This window comes from Pseudomonas sp. B707 (assembly GCF_022496685.1).
Classification (GTDB): domain Bacteria; phylum Pseudomonadota; class Gammaproteobacteria; order Pseudomonadales; family Pseudomonadaceae; genus Aquipseudomonas; species Aquipseudomonas paraglycinae.
This window is the reverse complement of record NZ_WTVE01000032.1, coordinates 69,925-88,128: the sequence shown is the minus strand read 5'-3', so window position 1 is coordinate 88,128 and position 18,204 is coordinate 69,925. Positions and strand designations below refer to the sequence as shown.

Genomic DNA, 18,204 nt, shown 5'->3' with positions numbered 1-18,204 from the left:
ATCAAGAGGCGGCGACAAAATCCACGTGCTGGCGCAGATGCAAATTCAGCCGCAGCTCATCGGCAATGCCCACCGCCACCCGGTTCAGGCGCTCCAGCGGTTCGGCCAGACCCGGTTCGAGCGTGCGGCCGACCTGATTGAAATGCTCGATCGTCAGCCCGGCGACGCTGCGCGGTGCGTTTACCAGCGTCCAGTGCAGCGGGCTGCTTTGCAGGGCTTCGCGCACTTCTTCGGCGGCGTGGCGTTGCAATGGGTCTGCGTTTTCCGGGTCGTCCAGGGCTTCGAATTCGCCGATGACAAACAGCCGCGAGACGTTCGCCGCCTGCAGTCCGTCGATCAGCGCATCCACCGCCAGCACCTGTTCCACCGGCCCCAGCACCACGGATTTCTCGACATGATCGCTGCTCAGCGGCAAGCCCGGCGCATTCAGCAGGCAGATCACTACCGAGCTGCCGGCGACACTCTGGTTGACCCGCTCGGCATCGAGCAGATCGCCGCTTTTGGTGCGCAGCCCCGGCCGTGGCGCGAGCGCCGTCAGATCGTCGAGGATCGCGATGACTTCGTGCTGGCGACGCAGCAGTTCAGCCATCAACGCACTGCCCAGGCTACTCATGGCACCATAGAGCACCACTTTCACCGCCGGGGTTTCGGCATTTTTCATGGCTGAGGTCCCTTTTGTTTTCCCTTGTATGGCGTGTGACATACGGGCAACGCCGAGGGTTCGAACCGATTCAGAGGGTTTGCGATGCAGACGATCAAGGGTTATCACGCCCACGTTTATTACGACGCCAGCACGATCGAACAGGCGCGGGCGCTGTGTGAGCAGGCCGCGCAATTGTTCCCACTGAAGATGGGCCGCGTGCATGAACGTCCGGTCGGCCCGCACCCGGACTGGAGCTGCCAGCTGGCCTTCGGCCCGGAGTTGATCGGCGATGTGCTGCCGTGGCTGGCGCTCAATCGCAAGGGTTTGGTGGTGTTCCTGCACCCGGACACCGGCGATGACTTGCTCGATCACACCGAACACGCGATCTGGATGGGCGCGATGCGGCCGCTGGATCTGTCTGTTTTTTAATCAGATGGTTTCTTCGGGCTCGCCCGGCAAATGCTCGTCCAGGTGCAGCCACGGCAACTGGCTGTCGGTCCAGATATGCCGCTCGGCGGCGGCCTGCTCCGGGTGATCCAGTGTGGCAATCGTCAGATCGATGCTCTCGGGACTGAGCAACGTTACCAGCGCCAGTTGTGCGCCGCAGTTCGGACAGAAGAACCGGGCGCAACTGGTCGATGAGTCATAGCGCGAAGGCGTCCCCGCCAGCCACTGGAAGTTCGCCGCCGGCAGCGTGATCCAGGTAGTGACGATGCCACCGCTGACCTTTCGACAGATCGAACAATGACAGTGGGCGATGTCCTGCAACGCGCCGCTGAACTGATAGCGGATATGTCCGCAATGGCAGCCACCGCCGTGCAACTCAGTCATCGCCCTGCCCTCCGCTTCCCGTGTTCATTGACTCTAGCCCGCATCCGACGGCCGGTTGGCCGTTCGCCCAAAGCTTTCTTGCGCGAAAGGTAGCTGAAAGGTTCCCCGATTAGGATCGCCCCCACTGCCGGCAACAGACCGGTTGGCCAACGCGTGTGATTGCTCGCACGACAGGCCCAATTAACAACAACAATGGTGATTCTGATGTCCTCTGTAACCCGCCTCCTCGCTGCAACTCCGCCCGTACGCCTCGTGCTTCCCGTTCTGCGCTGATCCCGCCGATCCGCTCACTTACCTAGCCGCGCTACGCCTGGAGTATTCCCATGCTGACTTTCCTTGGCTTCGCCATGGTCATCACGTTCATGTTCCTGATCATGACCAAGCGCCTGTCTGCGCTGATCGCTCTGATCATCATCCCGATCCTGTTCGCTTTGTTCGGTGGCTTTGCGCCGAAGATCGGCCCGATGATGCTCGAAGGTATTACCAAGCTTGCGCCGACCGGCGTGATGCTGATGTTCGCGATTCTGTATTTCGCCCTGATGATCGACTCCGGCCTGTTCGACCCGGCCGTGCGCAAGATCCTCAAACTGGTCAAGGGCGACCCGCTGAAAGTTTCGGTCGGCACCGCCGTACTGGCGCTCGTCGTTTCCCTCGATGGTGACGGCGCGACCACTTACATGATCTGCGTGGCCGCCATGCTGCCGCTGTACAGCCGCATCGGCATGAGCCCGCGGATCATGGCCGGTCTGATCATCCTCGCCGGCGGCGTGATGAACATGACCCCATGGGGTGGCCCGACCGCCCGTGCCGCCAGTGCGCTGCACGTGGACCCGTCGGACATTTTCGTACCGATGATCCCGGCGATGGCTGCCGGTGTGGTGGCGATCCTGATCATTGCCTACTTCTACGGCAAACGTGAGCGTGCGCGTCTGGGTGAGCTGCACCTGATCGGCGACGAAATCGATCACAGCGAAATCAGCGTTTCGCAATTCCCGGATGCCCGCCGTCCGAAACTGATCTGGTTCAACGGCCTGCTGACCCTGGCCCTGATGTGCACCCTGATCGCCGGCCTGCTGCCGCTGCCGGTGCTGTTCATGGTGGCGTTCAGTATTGCCATGATCGTCAACTACCCTTGCCTGCAAATGCAGAAGGATCGCGTCGCCGCCCACGCCGGCAGCGTGCTGTCGGTGGTCAGTCTGATCTTCGCGGCAGGCATTTTCACCGGTATCCTGTCGGGCACCGGCATGGTCGATGCGATGTCGAAAAGCCTGCTGGCGGTAATCCCTGATTTCCTCGGCCCGTACCTGGCGGTGATCACGGCGCTGGTGAGCATGCCGTTCACGTTCTTTATGTCGAACGATGCGTTCTACTACGGCGTGTTGCCGGTGTTGTCCGAAGCGGCCAGCCATTACGGCATCACCGCGGTGGAAATGGCCCGTGCCTCGATCGTCGGTCAGCCGGTTCACCTGCTGAGCCCACTGGTGCCGTCGACATACCTGCTGGTCGCACTGGCGGGGATCGAGTTCGGCGATCATCAGCGTTTCACCCTGAAGTGGGCAGTGCTGGTCTGCCTGTGCATACTGGTCGCAGCCTTGCTGTTGGGGACTTTCCCGCTGTTCAGCACGTTGTAACGGCACCAAACTCACCAGGACGCCAGCTGATTGCTGGCGTCCTGGTTTAACACTCGCTCAAAGGAATACACATGGAATGGCTGACCAACCCTGAGATCTGGGTTGCCTTCTTCACCCTGACCGCCCTGGAAATCGTTCTGGGCATCGATAACATCATCATGATTTCGATCCTGGTCAGCCGCATGCCCAAACACATGCAGCAGCGCACCCGGATCTTCGGTCTTGGCCTGGCCATGATCACGCGGATCCTGTTGCTGCTGTCGATCACCTGGGTCATGCGCCTCACCGCCGACCTGTTCGAAGTGTTCGGCCAGGGCATTTCCGGTCGCGACCTGATCCTGTTCTTCGGTGGCCTGTTCCTGCTGTGGAAAAGCTCCCAGGAGATGTACCACGCGCTGGAAGGTGAAGACGAAAGCGACGAGACGCCCGGCGGCAAGGGCGGCAATTTCCTCTACACCATCATCCAGATCGCGATCATCGACATCGTGTTCTCGCTGGACTCGGTGATCACCGCCGTCGGCATGGTGTCCCACGTTCCGGTCATGGTTGCGGCGATCATCGTGGCCGTGCTGGTGATGATGCTGGCCTCGGGCAAGATCAGCGAGTTCATCGACAAGCACCCGTCGCTGAAAATGCTCGCGCTGTCGTTCCTGCTGGTGGTCGGTACCGTGCTGATTGCCGAGTCGTTCGACGTGCACGTACCGAAAGGCTACGTCTACTTCGCCATGGCGTTCTCGCTGGCGGTCGAAGCGATCAACATCAAGATGCGCACCGCCATTGCGAAAAAACGCAAACAGCAGGATCCGGTGAAACTGCGTAAGGATATTCCGGGTCAGTAACCCGAACGCTGCGCAACAGATCAAAGGGCCTTCGGGCCCTTTTTTCATGGCTGCATGAACCTGTTTTCATGACACTTTTGTTTCAATCCCCGCTTTAGCTGTGCAATGCTGGCGCCCAGACCGTTAGCCAACTACAGCTTAAGTATCAGAACGTAGAAATTGCGCGGTACCGTCCACTTGCCCCTCTGGGGCGCTGCCATTACAGGGGGTCTGCATGCTCACCCTGCTCAATCTGCTTTCTGCCGTGGCCCTGCTGATCTGGGGCACGCACATCGTCCGAACCGGCATCCTGCGGGTGTACGGCACCAATCTGCGCCACGTGATCGGCCAGAACATGTCCAAACGCTGGCTGGCCTTTGTCGCCGGCATCGTCGTCACCGCGATGGTGCAGAGCAGCAACGCCACCGCCATGCTCGTGACGTCCTTTGTCGGTCAGGGCCTGATGGCGTTGACCCCGGCCCTGGCGACCATGCTGGGTGCCGACGTCGGTACGGCACTGATGGCGCGGGTGCTGACGTTCGACCTGTCGTGGCTGTCGCCGCTGCTGATTTTTATCGGGGTGATTTTCTTTCTGTCGCGCAAACAGACGCGGCTCGGGCAGATGGGCCGTGTGGCCATCGGGTTGGGGCTGATCATTCTGGCGCTGCAACTGATCGTCGAGGCCGCTGCGCCGATCACCCATGCCCAAGGGGTGAAGGTGATTTTTGCGTCGCTGACCGGCGATATCCTGCTCGACGCCCTGGTCGGCGCGTTGTTCGCGATGATTTCCTATTCCAGCCTCGCCGCCGTGCTGCTGACTGCCACGCTCGCTGGCGCTGCGGTGATCAGTCTGCCGGTGGCTATCGGTCTGGTGATCGGCGCCAATATCGGCAGCGGCGTGCTGGCGTTCATGAGCACCAGCATGCAGAACGCCGCCGGCCGGCAAGTTGCGCTGGGCAGCCTGCTGTACAAACTGATCGGGCTGCTGCTGATCATTCCGGTGCTCGACCCGCTGGTGCACTGGATCGACAGCCTGGATTTCAGCCCGCAGGAAATGGTCATCGGCTTCCACCTGCTCTACAACACTGCGCGTTGCCTGATCCTGCTGCCGAGCGTCGGGCCGATGGCGCGGCTGTGCGCCTGGCTGCTGCCGGAGCGGCCGGAGGTCAACGGCACCGCAAAGCCGCGTCACCTCGACGCCACCGCGCTGGTCACGCCGAGTCTGGCGCTGGCCAACGCCGCTCGGGAAACCCTGCGCATGGGCGACCTGATCGACAACATGCTCGACGCGACCCTCGACGTGCTGCGCGGCAAGCAGACCGCCATCACTCAGGAAATGCGCAAGCTGACCGATGACGTCGAAGCGCTGTACAGCGCGATCAAGCTGTACCTGGCGCAGATGCCCCGCGAAGATCTCGGCGAGCAGGACAGTCGGCGCTGGGCGGAGATCATCGAGCTGGCGATCAACCTCAAACTGGCCAGCGACCTGATCGAACGCATGCTGCGCAAAGTGCAGCAGCAGAAGACTTCTCAACGCCGGTCGTTCTCCGAAGACGGGCTGGAAGAACTGGCCGGGCTGCACCAGCAACTGATCGCCAACCTGCGGCTGGGGCTGTCGGTGTTCCTCAGCGGCGACAAGGAAAGCGCCCGCCAGTTGCTGCGCGAGAAACGTCGCTTTCGCGCACAGGAACGACGTCTGGCCCACGCCCATGTCAGCCGATTGCAACGCAAGATCGTGCAGAGTATCGAGACCAGTTCGTTGCACCTGGAGTTGATTGCCGACATGAAACGCCTGAACTCGCTGTTCTGCAGCAGCGCCTATGTGGTGCTGGAAACTTCCGATACCGGCGCGCTGGCGGCGGACGATATGGCGGACATCACGCATTCGCCTTGAACGTCTGGGGTTGTGGTCAGTCAGTAACTCAAGGTTCGGCCTCGCGGCCGGACTGACGACACGGATCTCCAATTCAGCCGTATGGAAGCTCGTTATGCGTTGCCTGTTGTTCGCCTGTCTGTTGCTCGGTTCCCTGCCCGCTTTCGCCCTGGATCGTTTTCAGGTCGAAGGCTATGCGCTGCCCAACGGTCTGCAATTGCTGCTCAAGCCCGGCACCGAGCGTGGGCACGTGGCGATCCGCTTGGTGATCGGCGTTGGTCTGGACGATTTCGACTGCAATGAAAAAGAGCTGCCGCACCTGCTCGAACACTTGCTGTTCAGCGGCATCGACGCCACCGGCGAAGGCGGTCTCGAAGAGCGCATGCAGGCCCTCGGTGGTGACTGGAACGCCTTCACCAGCAACGCCGACACCACCTTCGTCATCGAAGCCCCGGCGAAAAACCAGCGCAAGGTCCTCGACCTGCTGCTGGACCTGCTGACCCAGACCCGCTTCGACGACAACGCGATCAACGCTGCCAAGCGAGTGGTCGAGCGTGAGGACGGCGGTCATTACACCCGGCTGCAACGCTTTCTTGACCGGCAGGACCTGGGCCACACCGCGAGCAATCAGCTGGCGGTCGAACTGGGCCTCAAATGCCCGCAGCGGGCCGAGGTCGATGGCCTGACCCGCGAACAGTTGGAGAAGGTGCGCAAGGCCTGGTACGCGCCGAACAACATGACCCTGATTGTCGTTGGTGACCTCGATAAATTGCTGCCGGCCTATCTGGAACGGGCATGGGGCGCGCTGGAAGCGGTCGACCCGAGCGAACACCGTCCGCTGCCGGACATCCGCGCCAGCGCCGCTCACGAACGCACGATCACTCGCGGTTTCATCGGCAACAGCGCCAAGCTGCACTGGCTGGTGCCGGAGCCGGTGCTGGACGATCAGTACGACGAAACCTTCGACCTGCTCAAGGAATATCTGGAGTGGGCGCTGTATCGCCAATTGCGCCTGAACCACGGTTTGTCCTACGGGCCGTGGGCCGAGCGCGAGGTGTTCGGCGGCGTCGGTTTCATGAGCCTCAACGCCGACCTGGATCGCGGCGACATTGCCGAAGCCGAACAAGTGCTGGAAGACCTCAAGGCCGACCTGCTGAAAAACGGCCTCGATGCCGACACGTTCAATCGCTTGAAGCAAGCTGCCATCGCCCACCAAGCCTGGGCCGTGCAGGGCACCAGCGCCATGGCCGACTATTACTGGAGCGCGTTGGGCGACTACGAAGATGGGCGCTTCGCTGATCCTGCACGGGAGCTGCAAGGCGTGACGCTGGAGGCGGCGAACAAGGCCATGCGCGAGTTGTTGCTGCAACCGGGTTATCTGCGGATCGAGAAACCGCTGCTCAGCGACGATCAGGTGTTGTGGCTGCTGGCGGGCGGATTGGGCGTGCTGGTGCTGATTCTGCTCGGCTGGCGCCTGCATCGGCGCAAGCCCGTGGATCCAGACTGACCGGCAGCCTCGCCACGGGGCCCGGCGGGCGGTACTCTGTCGAGGTTTTTTTCCTATCCAGTCGTGAACCGCCCCCATGTCTAAATTGACCCTCCTGATCCAGCGCATTCTCGAACTGATGAAGCGCTACCCCGGGGTCATTGCGCTCGGCGGTTTCATCTCCGGGGTCGGCAGTTTCATTCTGGTCGACCGGCAACAGGGGCTGGCGAGCTGGATCACCACGATCATGCTGCTGAGCTGGATCTGGCTGATGCTGGAAAACAGCCTGACCAAACTGTTCACGCGGATCTTTAAACGGGAAATCCCCCAGCCGCTGCTGCGTTATGCGACGCAGATGATCCACCAGGAAAGCCTGTTTTTCGTCCTGCCGTTCTTCTTCATCACCACCACCTGGAACAGTGGCCAGCTGTTTTTCACCGGGCTGTTGTGCATCGCGGCGCTGATCACGATCGTCGACCCGCTCTACTACAAGTGGCTGGCGCCACGGCGCTGGGCGTTCCTCGCGCTGCACACCCTGACCCTGTTCGCCGCCCTGCTCACAGCGCTGCCGGTGATCATGCACCTGACCACCTCGCAGAGCTTCAAATGGGCGCTGGGGATTGCGGTGGTGTTGTCGTTCCCGAGCCTGGCGTCGATCTTCCCGATCCGCACCGTGCGCAACGCGCTGGCGATCCTGTGTATCACGGTCGGCATCGGTGGCGTCGGTTGGGTCCTGCGTTCGTGGGTGCCGCCGGCGACGCTGTGGATGACCGACGTGGCGATCAGCACTCAGGTGCAGGACCGGGTTCCGGGCGCCAGCCTCAAGGAAGTCAGCGCCGAACAGATCCGTGGCGGCGGGCTCTATGCCTACACCGCGATCAACGCGCCGCGCGGGCTTGATGAGCGGATTTATCACGTCTGGCAATTCAACGGCAAAGAGGTCGACCGCATCGCCCTCGACATCCACGGCGGGCGCAAGGAGGGCTACCGGGCCTGGACTCACAAACAGAATTTCCCCGGCAACCCGGCAGGCAAGTGGCAGGTGCGGGTGTTGACCGAGGACGGTCAGGTGATTGGCGTGCTGCGCTTCGAAGTCACGGACAGCACACCGACCAAAGAAAAGTAACCGTGTTCGTGCTATTACGTAGGTTCGTCTCAAAAGCCGAACAAGCACGGAGCTTATGACCAGCAGCCCAATGACCGGCAGTGCCCGCCTGGACACCTCGATCACCCCTGCCCGCCTGCGGGTCACCGGGGACTGGACGCTTGCCCATTACGCCGACCTCAAGCAACTGAGCGAAACGCTCCACGGCCAGTACGACGCCAACACCCCCATCGACCTCAACGGCCTCGGCGCCCTCGACACCGCCGGTGCGTCGCTGCTGGTGGAACTGCTCGGCTCCGAGCGGCTGAGCAAGTCCGCCGAACACCCCGACTGCACGATTTCCAGCGCCGACCGCGCCTTGCTGCAAACCGTGTATCGCTCGCTGACCGACTTCTGCGTGCCGATCAAGGAACCGGAAATCAGCGTCAGCGTGCAATTGCTGACGCGCATCGGCCGGGCCGTTGATACGGTCTGGCAGGACACTTTGCAGCTGCTCGGTTTCGTCGGCCTGATCCTCGAAACCATCGCCCGCAGCCTGTTCCGGCCCAAGCGCTGGCGGATCACGCCGATGATTGCGCACATCGAACAGACCGGCCTCGACGCTGCGCCCATCGTGGCGTTATTGACCTTTCTGGTGGGTGCGGTGGTGGCGTTCCTCGGGGCGACGGTTCTGGCCAGTTTCGGTGCCAGCGTGTTCACCGTGGATCTGGTGGGCTTCGCCTTTCTGCGTGAGTTCGGCGTGCTGCTCACGGCGATTCTGATGGCCGGCCGCACCGCCAGTGCCTTTACCGCGCAGATCGGCTCGATGAAGGCCAACGAGGAAATCGACGCCATTCGCACCCTCGGCCTCGATCCCATGGAATTGCTGGTTGTGCCCCGGGTACTGGCGCTGCTGGTAGCGCTGCCGATGCTGACCTTTCTGGCGATGATCTGCGGGATCGTCGGCGGCGCGGTGGTCTGCGCGGTGTCGCTGGATATCTCGCCGGCGATGTTCCTGTCGCTGCTACAAAGCGACATAGGGATTCAACATTTCCTGGTGGGCCTGGTCAAAGCCCCGATCTTCGCGTTCCTGATTGCCGCCATCGGCTGTCTGGAAGGCTTCAAGGTCAGCGGCAGCGCCGAATCGGTCGGCGCCCACACCACCTCTAGCGTGGTGCAATCGATTTTCGTGGTGATCGTGCTCGACGCGGTCGCTGCGCTGTTTTTCATGGAGATGGGCTGGTGAGTCGTCTACCCCGCGCGCCCTCCGAGGCGGTGATCGAAGTCCGTGGCCTATGCAATCGCTTCGGCCGCCAGAGCGTGCACGAGAACCTCGACCTGGACTTGTACAAAGGCGAGATCCTGGCCGTGGTCGGCGGCTCCGGCAGCGGCAAATCGGTGTTGCTGCGCAGCATCGTCGGCTTGCGCCGGCCCAGCGAAGGCATGGTCAAGGTGTTCGGTCAGAATCTGCCGAGCCTGCCGGAGCATGAGCGTTCGCTGATCGAGCGGCGCTTTGGCGTGCTGTTTCAGAAAGGCGCGCTGTTCTCGTCGCTGACCGTCACCGAGAATGTCGCCCTGCCCCTGATCGAACACGCCGGCCTGAGCCGCGACGATGCCGAACATCTGGCGGCGGTGAAGCTGGCGCTGGCCGGGCTGCCGTTGTCGGCGGCGGACAAGTACCCGGCCTCGCTGTCCGGCGGCATGATCAAGCGCGCGGCACTGGCCCGGGCGCTGGCGCTGGACCCGGACATTCTGTTTCTCGACGAACCCACTGCCGGCCTCGATCCGATTGGCGCCGCGCAGTTCGACCAATTGATCCTGACCCTGCGCGACGCGCTGGGCCTGAGCGTGTTTCTGGTGACTCACGACCTCGACACGCTCTACACCATCACCGACCGCGTCGCGGTACTGGCACAGAAGAAGGTGCTGGTGGCCGGTCCCATCGACGTGGTCTCGGAAACCGACGACGCGTGGATTCACGAATACTTCCACGGCCCTCGCGGCCGCTCGGCGCTGGACGCCGCCAAACAGCTCAACGAGGTCTGACATGGAAACCCGAGCCCATCATGTATTGATCGGCCTGTTCACGGTGATTGTGGTGGCGGGCGCCCTGCTCTTCGGTCTGTGGCTGGCCAAGTCCAGCGTCGACACCGAGTTCAAGGATTACGAAATCGTCTTCAACGAGGCGGTCAGCGGCCTGTCCCGGGGCAGCCCGGTGCAGTACAGCGGGATCAAGGTCGGCGATGTGGTCAGCCTGCGCCTTGATCCGAAGGACCCGCGTCGAGTGCTGGCACGCATTCGCCTGGCCGGCGACACGCCGGTCAAGGAAGACACCGAGGCCAAACTGGCCTTGGCCGGGATCACCGGCACGTCGATCATCCAGCTCAGCGGAGGCACGCCGCAAAGCCCGAAACTCAAGGGCCATGACGGCAATCTGCCGACGATTGTCGCCTCTCCCTCGCCCATCTCGCGGCTGCTCAATGACAGCAACGACCTGATGAGCGGTGTCAGCACGCTGCTGAACAATGCCAATCAGATGTTCTCCGCCGACAACATCGAGCGCGTGAGCAAAACTCTCGCGCATCTGGAGCAGACCACCGGCTCGATCAACGATCAGCGCGGCGACCTGCGCCAGGCCATGCAGCAACTGGCGACGGTCGGCAAACAGGCCGGCAACATGCTCGAACAGACATCGGCGCTGATGCGCAACGCCAACGGCCTGCTCAACGATCAGGGCAAGCAGGCCTTGGGCAGCGCCGAGCAGGCGATGAAGTCCCTGGAGCAAAGCAGCGCCACCATCAACGGCCTGCTCAGCAAGAACCAGAACTCCCTCGACAGCGGCATGCAGGGCCTCAACGGCCTGGCCCCGGCGATCCGCGAACTGCGTGAAACCCTGAACTCGCTGCGCGCCATTTCCCAACGCCTGGAGGCCAACCCCAGCGGTTACCTGCTGGGCAGTGACAAGAACAAGGAGTTCACGCCATGAAGCTGATTCGCCTCGCCCTCCTCGCCGGCTTCACGCTGATCAGCGCGTGCTCGATCCTGCCCAAGTCCGAACCGTCGGATGTCTATCGCCTGCCGACGGCACAGGCGCCCGCCTCGGCCAGTTCGGCATCTACCCAGCACTGGTCGCTGCGCCTGAACAAACTGCAGGCCAGTGAAGCGCTGAACCGGCCGAGCATCGCGGTGATTCCTCAGGGCGATGTGATCAGCAGTTACAAGGCCTCGCGCTGGAGCGATCCGGCGCCGGTGCTGGTGCGTAACCGCTTGCTCGATGGCTTCCAGCGCGATGGCCGGGTGTCGCTGTTGAGCACCGACGACAGCAATTTCCAGGCGGACCTGGAACTGGGTGGCAGCCTGCAGGCGTTTCAGACCGAGTATCAGGGCACGCAGGCCAGCGTGGTGGTGCGGGTCGATGCGTTGCTGGTGCGCGGTTACGACCAGCGGATTCTCGCCAGTCGCCGCTTCGAAGAACGTCAGCCGCTCAGTGATGTGAAGGTCCCGGCGGTGGTGGCCGGATTCGGTCAGGCCAGTGATCGCCTCACCGCGAAGGTGGTGGCGTGGGCGGTGGAGCAAGGGCAGAAAGTTGCCCCACCTGCCCGGCCTTGATCCTTAACCGAAGAACCAGTAGCAGACGCCGATAGCGCCGAGCACACCCGCCAGCTCGGCCAGCAACGCGCAACCGACGGCATGCCGGGCGCGCTGGATGCCCACCGCGCCGAAGTACACCGCCAGCACGTAGAACGTGGTTTCGGTGCTGCCCTGGATCGTCGCCGCCACCAGCGCCGGGAAGCTGTCCACGCCCGAGGTCTTCATCGTTTCGATCAGCATCGCCCGGGCGGCGCTGCCGGAGAACGGTTTGACCATGGCGGTCGGCAACGCATCGACGAAGCGCGTGTCCCACCCTGCCCACTCCACCAGATGACGGATGCCGTCGAGGCCGAAATCCAGTGCGCCCGATGCACGCAATACGCCGATCGCGCAAAGCATCGCCACCAGATACGGCAGCAGGTTCTTGGCGACGTCGAAACCTTCCTTGGCGCCTTCGACGAAGGCCTCGTAAACCTTCACTTTGCGCAACGCGCCGATCACCAGGAACAGCATGATCAGGCCGAACAGCGTCAGGTTGCCGAGGATCGACGACAGCCCCGCCAGTGCCGTGGCCGACATCGTCGCGAGCAACGCCATGAAGCCGCCGAGGATCAGCGCGCCGGGAATCAGGTAAGCCAGCACCACCGGGTCCCACACGCGCAGGCGCTGCATGAACGCCACCGACAGGAAGCCGACGATGGTCGAGCAACTGGTGGCCAGCAGGATCGGCAGGAACACCAGCGTCGGGTCCGGCGCGCCTTGCTGGGCGCGATACATCAAGATCGTCACCGGCAACAGAGTCAGGGACGACGCGTTGAGCACCAGGAACAGGATTTGCGCGTTGCTGGCGATGGTCGAGCTGGGGTTGAGCTCTTGCAGCGCCTTCATGGCTTTAAGGCCGATCGGCGTGGCGGCGTTGTCCAGGCCCAGACCGTTGGCGGCGAAGTTCAGGGTGATCAGGCCCAGCGCGGGATGTCCGGCTGGAACTTCCGGCATCAGCCGCAGGAACAGTGGCCCGAGCACTTTGGCCAGCCATTCAACGATGCCGGCCTTTTCGGCAATGCGCAGGAAGCCCAGCCACAGGGTCAGCGTGCCGAACAGCAGCACCATGACTTCGACCGACAGCTTGGCCATGGCAAAAATGCTTTCCACCATCGCCGCGAAGATCCCGGCGTTGCCGCCGATCAGCCATTGCCCCAGCGCCGAAACGGCTGCCACGACGAAGAAGCCAAGCCACAGGCCATTAAGCATCAGTCAAATCCCCCGGAAGATGCGGCGAATGATAGCGGGGTCGCCAGAAACGACAAACCCCGGATTTCTCCGGGGTTTGTTGGTAAGGCTTGCATCAACCACTGTGGGAGCGGGCTTGCCCGCGATGGCGGTGTTCATTCAGCGAATATGTTGAATGTGCGCACCTCATCGCTGGCAAGCCAGCTCCCACAGGGTTTTGCATCAGTTTTTGGAGATTTCACCGGCCGGCAGTTTTTCCTTGCTGCGCCAGTGCGGCAGCGAGTTCCAGTAGCGCTGGCCCTTGGCGTCGTCGTACATGCCTTCCCAGCGGGCGATGACCAGTACGGCGAGGGCGTTGCCGATCACGTTCAGGGCGGTACGCGCCATGTCCATCACACGGTCGACACCGGCGATGAAGGCCAGGCCTTCCAGCGGGATACCCACGCTGCCCAGAGTGGCCAGCAGTACCACGAAGGACACGCCCGGCACGCCGGCGATACCTTTGGAGGTAACCATCAGGGTCAGGACCAGCAGCAGTTGCTGGCTGATCGACAGGTCAATGCCGTACAGCTGGGCAATGAAGATCGCCGCGATGGACTGGTACAGGGTCGAACCGTCGAGGTTGAACGAGTAGCCGGTCGGTACCACGAAGCTGCAGATGGCTTTCGGTGCGCCGTAGGCTTCCATCTTCTCGATCACGCGTGGCAGTACGGTTTCCGAGGAGGCGGTGGAGTAAGCCAGCACCAGCTCATCCTTGAAGATGCGCATCAGCTTGATCACCGAGAAGCCGAACATCTTGGCGATCAGGCCCAGAATCACGAAGGCGAAGAAGGCGATGGCGACGTAAACCAGGATCACCAGCTTGGCCAGCGGCAGCAGCGAGGCGAAACCGAAGTTGGCCACGGTCACCGCGATCAGTGCGAATACGCCGATAGGGGCGTAGTTCATGATCATGTGGGTGACTTTGAACATGCTTTCCGAGACGCCCTGGAACATCTTCACCAGCGGCTCGCGCAGGTCCGACTGCAGGCTCGACAGACCGAGACCGAACAGCACGGAGAAGAAGATGATCGGCAGCATTTCGCCGCGGGCCATGGCCGCGAAGATGTTCGACGGGATCAGGTTGAGGATGGTCTCGATGAACGCGTGTTCATGCTGCACTTCGGCGGCGGTCGCCTGGTACTTGGAGATGTCCACAGTGCCCAGGGTGCTCATGTCGATGCCGGCACCCGGATGGAACAGGTTGGCCAGCAGCAGGCCGACGACGATGGCGATGGTAGTGACGATTTCGAAGTAGATGATGGTCTTCAGGCCGATGCGCCCGAGCTTCTTGGCGTCGCCCACGCCGGCGATGCCGACGATCAGGGAAGAGATGACGATCGGGATCACGATCATCTTGATCAGACGGATAAAGATATCGCCTGCCGGTTGCAGGACGTTGCTGATCCACCAGGCCTTCTCGGCACTGAAATGGTTGAGCAACGCACCGATTGCAATCCCCAATACCAGACCGATGAGGATCTGCCAGGCGAGGCTAAGCTTTGCCTTCTTCATTATCTTTACCCTTACTTGCGTTTGACTCAGGCACATGCAGGAACTGGAACGCTCATCAGCGGAAAAGTCTGTGCATCTGCCTCCGTATAAGGTGCCCCGAAGCGCGTGTTTACGGCTCTCCGGCAGGCGAAAAAAGGCGCAACTATTCCGATGCAAGGTTGCGCCGTCTAATGCCGTAAACGCCTACCCTATGCCGAATCGGCATGAGCTTTTTTAAATGAAACTGGCGTCCCAACCGGTTCGAATACGACATTTCGGCAGGCATAAGTGCCGTGAACCGGCCATTACAGCGTAGGTTGGTTATTTTTTGAACGAGTGATTTCGACGAAAAATTTGGGAAAAAGCCTACGTTCGGAAACTAAATGTCCGACTTGGTGGATCGACTCTTTCTCGATATACGGTCGCGACGAAACACCGCGAAATGCTTTAGCACGCAGTGTGGGCGATAAAAATGAAGAGCAGGACGCTCTGGATCAACATTTTGTCGTGTTGAAAGCTCAGCGCAAGTCCGTCAAACCGCTTCGGTTGGCGAACTTGCGTCGCAGCTTTTACCCTGACCCGGCCCTCATCGCAGGCACTCCCTGTACCCGTAGGTCACTCCGACCCTGCAACAGTCAGAACATCCCGGCCCCTTGGTCATGCACCGGCCTTCCTCGGGCCGACGCAATGGAGGACAGCCTTTCGGCTGCCCTCGTGTTCAATACCAGTTCGGATCTTTCTTCAGCGTTTCCATCAGAAGATCCTGCATGCCCTGATCGGGTTTGCCGAGGAAGCGGTAAGTGGCATGTCGCGTGGGCGACTTGTCTGCCGGCAGCCCTTCAGGCACATCCACAAGCATGGCGTAAGCGTCTTTCTTGTCGAAACTGAACGCGACGATCAAGCGATGGTTCATGCACTTGTCTGCGGATTCGCAGAGCGGGCCGACCAGATACTTGTCGCCATCTTCGGTTACGGCATTCATCTGCTGGTCAGGCGTACCGGACAGGTTCATCACCCATTCCGGCAGGCGTTCTTCCTTCTTCACCACACCTTCCCAGGTTTCCCTGTATTGCGGGTCGGAACTCAACAGTTCGTTGACCCGCGCCTGGCCGTCATTGGCCGCCATCGCCATGGCACTACCGCCCAGGAGCAGGGCGGCTGCCAGTGTCTTTAAACCCTTCATGTTCAACCTCGACCGCGACGGCCAAAGAAGAAGGAAGCGATGAACATCACCAGGAACACGACAAAGAGAATCTTGGCGATACCCGTGGCGGTGCCCGCGATACCACCGAAGCCCAGTACTGCAGCGATGATGGCAATGATCAGGAATGTGATTGCCCAGCTCAACATGGTGATTCTCCTTGCTTCTATTTAGGGATGTTGCCGGTCTCGGCGCGGGGACGCCCAGATTCGTTGATCAGAAAACCCAGCGTTCTTCACGGGGCATGTCGCCCAGTGGCTGTGGCTGGTCGACGTCCATCATGCGCATCGCGCCGTTGTCGGCCTGGCTGCTGCTGACGGCGCTGAAGTGCGTCTGCGTCGCGTGTTGCATCGAGATCAAAGGCTCAGGTTGCTGACTGTGCTCCCAGCGCAGGTATTGCTGGCAGGCGATCAAAGTGATCAGCAGCGCAAGTGCGCCAAACAGGGCCTGCTGCAAGTGCAGTGGCGAGATACGCATTTGGGCGGCACGTGGGCGAGTCATCCTGGGTTCCTCACTCTTGTTCGATTGGGGCAGTGCATATCTGCCCGGGCTGAAAGAGGTATTGCAGCCTGCGTGCCAGCTTTTTTGTTTGAAAAAAACCAATAAAATCAGCTAGTTACAAACGGTGTGAAAATTCCTGACGACGCATCCTGCACGATGGTCCGCATAGGGTCGTGCGTAATGCACGATTATTTCGTAGGAGAAATCATTATTTTTGAATTGAGGACAGGGTACGGATGTCAGAAAAGTAGGCAGGAAACCGACCTGAAACTGTGCGATGTTTAAAAAACCAATGAAATCAGTGGATTAGCCGTTAGGGCAGGAGAGAGCTACCCTGCTATGACTGGAATCGATCAGAATCAACCATGCAACTTGCCCGATTTTTCCGGGACTAACCCAAGACATTCACTTATGGAGCGTAGGAAAAATGGAATCAGCCACTGAGCACCAAGGCCGCATTCTGCTGGTGGACGATGAATCCGCCATCCTGCGAACCTTTCGTTATTGCCTCGAAGACGAAGGTTATACCGTCGCCACCGCCAACAGCGCGGCTCAGGCTGACGCGCTGCTGCAACGCCAGGTGTTCGACCTGTGCTTCCTTGATTTGCGCCTGGGTGAAGACAACGGCCTGGATGTATTGGCGCAGATGCGCATTCAGGCGCCGTGGATGCGGGTGGTGATCGTCACCGCGCATTCGGCTGTCGATACCGCGGTAGACGCGATTCAGGCCGGCGCTGCCGATTATCTGGTCAAACCGTGCAGCCCGGATCAATTGCGCCTTGCGACCGCCAAGCAGCTTGAAGTGCGCCAGCTGTCGGCGCGTCTGGAAGCCCTCGAAGGCGAGATCCGCAAACCCAAGGACGGTCTCGATTCCCACAGCCCGGCGATGAAGGTCGTACTGGAAACCGCGCGGCAAGTGGCGGGCACCGACGCCAATATTCTGATCCTCGGCGAGTCCGGCACCGGTAAAGGTGAACTGGCCCGAGCCATTCACGGCTGGAGCAAGCGCGAGAAGAAATCCTGCGTCACCATCAATTGCCCGTCGCTGACCGCCGAACTGATGGAAAGCGAGCTGTTCGGTCACAGTCGTGGCGCGTTCACCGGGGCCAGCGAAAGCACGCTGGGTCGGGTTAACCAAGCCGATGGCGGCACGCTGTTTCTCGACGAGATCGGCGATTTTCCGCTGACGTTGCAACCCAAGTTGCTGCGTTTCATCCAAGACAAGGAATACGAGCGGGTAGGGGATCCGGTCACCCGCCGCGCCGATGTGCGTATTCTCGCCGCCACCAACCTCAATCTTGAAGACATGGTGCGCGACGGGCGTTTCCGTGAGGACCTGCTCTATCGCCTGAACGTCATCACCCTGCATCTGCCGCCGCTGCGCGAGCGGGCCGAAGACATCCTGACCCTGGCCGACCGTTTCCTCGCTCGCTTTGTGAAGGAATACGCGCGCCCGGCCCGGGGTTTCAGCGACGAGGCTCGCGAAGCACTGTTGGGTTATCGCTGGCCCGGCAACATCCGTGAGCTGCGCAACGTGGTCGAGCGGGCGAGCATCATCTGCCCGCAGGAGCGTGTGGAAATCAGCCACCTCGGCATGGCCGAACAACCGGCGAACAACGCGCCACGGGTTGGCGCCGCGCTGAGCCTCGATGAGCTGGAGAAAGCCCACATCGGCGCAGTACTGGCGACTGCCGGCACTCTCGATCAGGCCGCCAAGACTCTGGGGATCGACGCCTCGACCCTGTATCGCAAGCGCAAGCAGTACAACCTGTGAGCATCCGC

The 18,204-nt window shown here is 61.3% G+C and carries 18 protein-coding genes; 11 read left to right on the top strand and 7 right to left on the bottom strand.

The genetic code is table 11. The features are described 5' to 3' along the window. Window position 1: 1 nt before the first annotated feature. Window positions 2-661, bottom strand: a complete 660-nt coding sequence (locus GQX66_RS21550) for an NAD(P)H-binding protein (RefSeq protein ID WP_240871253.1) — start codon at window positions 659-661, stop codon at window positions 2-4. 84 nt (window positions 662-745) lie between these two features. Here GQX66_RS21550 and GQX66_RS21545 point away from each other — a divergent pair, with 84 nt between their 5' ends. After that, complete coding sequence (locus tag GQX66_RS21545; RefSeq protein WP_114880871.1) at window positions 746-1,072, top strand: DOPA 4,5-dioxygenase family protein; 327 nt, start codon at window positions 746-748, stop codon at window positions 1,070-1,072. On the opposite strand, the gene GQX66_RS21540 is transcribed toward GQX66_RS21545, so the two are convergent. Then, entirely contained in the window at window positions 1,073-1,474 is a 402-nt protein-coding gene (locus tag GQX66_RS21540; RefSeq protein WP_085748030.1) for a GFA family protein, read from the bottom strand. It lies immediately after the preceding gene. 323 nt (window positions 1,475-1,797) lie between these two features. Between GQX66_RS21540 and GQX66_RS21535 the strand changes: the two genes are divergently transcribed. The 9 genes from GQX66_RS21535 (at window position 1,798) to GQX66_RS21495 (ending at window position 11,975) form a co-directional block, all read left to right on the top strand. Beyond that, a complete protein-coding gene (locus tag GQX66_RS21535) occupies window positions 1,798-3,105 on the top strand; it encodes a CitMHS family transporter (RefSeq protein WP_007954069.1) in 1,308 nt (435 codons plus the stop codon). Window positions 3,106-3,176: 71 nt separating this feature from the next. Then, on the top strand, window positions 3,177-3,944 hold the full coding sequence (locus GQX66_RS21530; protein WP_007954068.1) for a TerC family protein: 768 nt from the start codon (window positions 3,177-3,179) through the stop codon (window positions 3,942-3,944). 214 nt (window positions 3,945-4,158) lie between these two features. Next, window positions 4,159-5,817 (top strand): Na/Pi cotransporter family protein, encoded by a 1,659-nt coding sequence (locus tag GQX66_RS21525; protein ID WP_102688228.1) that lies wholly within the window; start codon window positions 4,159-4,161, stop codon window positions 5,815-5,817. 94 nt (window positions 5,818-5,911) lie between these two features. Next, complete coding sequence (locus GQX66_RS21520) at window positions 5,912-7,303, top strand: insulinase family protein (RefSeq protein ID WP_240871238.1); 1,392 nt, start codon at window positions 5,912-5,914, stop codon at window positions 7,301-7,303. 76 nt (window positions 7,304-7,379) lie between these two features. Continuing rightward, window positions 7,380-8,408, top strand: a complete 1,029-nt coding sequence (locus GQX66_RS21515; RefSeq protein ID WP_240871236.1) for a DUF5924 family protein — start codon at window positions 7,380-7,382, stop codon at window positions 8,406-8,408. 55 nt (window positions 8,409-8,463) lie between these two features. Next, a complete protein-coding gene (locus GQX66_RS21510; RefSeq protein WP_102718832.1) occupies window positions 8,464-9,612 on the top strand; it encodes an ABC transporter permease in 1,149 nt (382 codons plus the stop codon). After that, window positions 9,609-10,412, top strand: coding sequence for an ATP-binding cassette domain-containing protein (locus GQX66_RS21505; RefSeq protein WP_102688229.1), 804 nt, complete (start codon window positions 9,609-9,611; stop codon window positions 10,410-10,412). The genes GQX66_RS21510 and GQX66_RS21505 overlap by 4 nt, the downstream gene beginning before the upstream one ends. A 1-nt stretch (window position 10,413) precedes the next feature. Then, window positions 10,414-11,352: an MlaD family protein gene (locus tag GQX66_RS21500; RefSeq protein ID WP_240871234.1), complete on the top strand. Its 939-nt coding sequence runs from the start codon at window positions 10,414-10,416 to the stop codon at window positions 11,350-11,352. Further along, window positions 11,349-11,975, top strand: coding sequence for an ABC-type transport auxiliary lipoprotein family protein (locus GQX66_RS21495; RefSeq protein WP_085748036.1), 627 nt, complete (start codon window positions 11,349-11,351; stop codon window positions 11,973-11,975). The genes GQX66_RS21500 and GQX66_RS21495 overlap by 4 nt, the downstream gene beginning before the upstream one ends. A 3-nt stretch (window positions 11,976-11,978) precedes the next feature. Here GQX66_RS21495 and GQX66_RS21490 read toward each other — a convergent pair whose 3' ends face one another. The 5 genes from GQX66_RS21490 to GQX66_RS21470 form a co-directional block, all read right to left on the bottom strand. Further along, window positions 11,979-13,208: a spore maturation protein gene (locus GQX66_RS21490; RefSeq protein WP_240871231.1), complete on the bottom strand. Its 1,230-nt coding sequence runs from the start codon at window positions 13,206-13,208 to the stop codon at window positions 11,979-11,981. 201 nt (window positions 13,209-13,409) lie between these two features. Beyond that, on the bottom strand, window positions 13,410-14,741 hold the full coding sequence (gene gltP, locus GQX66_RS21485; RefSeq protein WP_064379587.1) for a glutamate/aspartate:proton symporter GltP: 1,332 nt from the start codon (window positions 14,739-14,741) through the stop codon (window positions 13,410-13,412). Window positions 14,742-15,438: 697 nt separating this feature from the next. Next, a complete protein-coding gene (locus GQX66_RS21480; protein ID WP_085748037.1) occupies window positions 15,439-15,903 on the bottom strand; it encodes an inhibitor of vertebrate lysozyme family protein in 465 nt (154 codons plus the stop codon). 2 nt (window positions 15,904-15,905) lie between these two features. Continuing rightward, window positions 15,906-16,070: a DUF1328 domain-containing protein gene (locus GQX66_RS21475; protein WP_003177151.1), complete on the bottom strand. Its 165-nt coding sequence runs from the start codon at window positions 16,068-16,070 to the stop codon at window positions 15,906-15,908. Window positions 16,071-16,137: 67 nt separating this feature from the next. Further along, entirely contained in the window at window positions 16,138-16,422 is a 285-nt protein-coding gene (locus GQX66_RS21470; RefSeq protein WP_011331770.1) for a hypothetical protein, read from the bottom strand. A gap of 427 nt (window positions 16,423-16,849) precedes the next feature. Here GQX66_RS21470 and algB point away from each other — a divergent pair, with 427 nt between their 5' ends. After that, a complete protein-coding gene (gene algB, locus GQX66_RS21465) occupies window positions 16,850-18,196 on the top strand; it encodes a sigma-54-dependent response regulator transcription factor AlgB (RefSeq protein WP_007954049.1) in 1,347 nt (448 codons plus the stop codon). The last annotated feature ends 8 nt before the right edge of the window (window positions 18,197-18,204 follow it).